A 709-nucleotide genomic window follows, 5' to 3' on the forward strand; every position below is an offset into this window, starting at 1 on the left:
TGTCCCGCTGCACGCCGAGCCGTTCCACAAGCTCTTCAAACGGATAGTCCTGATGCTCATACGCCTCAAGCGCCGCCTGGCGGACTTCCGCCAAATAATCGGTAAACCGTTTGTCTCCCTTCGGCTCCGTTCTGATGGCGAGCGTGTTGACGAACATTCCGAGAATCGGTTCAAGGTCTTTGTGCGGGCGCCCGGCAATCGGCGAGCCGACGATGATATCTTCCTGTCCGCTCAATCGCGCGAGCAGCGTATTGTACGCGGCGAGAAGCACCATGTACAAAGTGGAGCCGTGATCGCGTGCGATGCGGTGAAGGCCGGATGCCGTTTCAGCGTCAAGCGTGCACGAGACGTTGCCGCCCGCAAAGCTTCTGACAGCCGGACGAGGCTTGTCAGCCGGAAGCTCAAGCACCGGAAGCTCACCTTCAAGCCGCTTCAGCCAGTAGGCTTCCTGCTTCTGGTATCCTTCCTTCTGCTGAAACGCCCGCTGCCAGACGGCATAGTCTTTATATTGAAGACGCATCGGCGCAAGCGAGCGGCCGGCATACAGCTCGCCGAATTCTTTAATCAAGGTGTTGACGGACACACCATCGGAAATAATGTGATGCATATCCGTTAATAAAAGATGGCGTTCGTCCGATTCTTTCACGAGAGCCGCGCGGAAGAGCGGCGCTTCCTCCAGACAAAACGGCCGGACGAATGCGTCAGCTGA

The 709-nt window shown here is 57.3% G+C and carries 1 protein-coding gene; it reads right to left on the bottom strand.

The features are described from left to right. A partial coding sequence (locus Y79_RS01000000120300; protein ID WP_032864927.1) for a condensation domain-containing protein occupies positions 1-709 on the bottom strand: 709 nt, incomplete at both ends.

The sequence above is a fragment of the Bacillus siamensis KCTC 13613 genome (assembly GCF_000262045.1).
Taxonomy (GTDB): domain Bacteria; phylum Bacillota; class Bacilli; order Bacillales; family Bacillaceae; genus Bacillus; species Bacillus siamensis.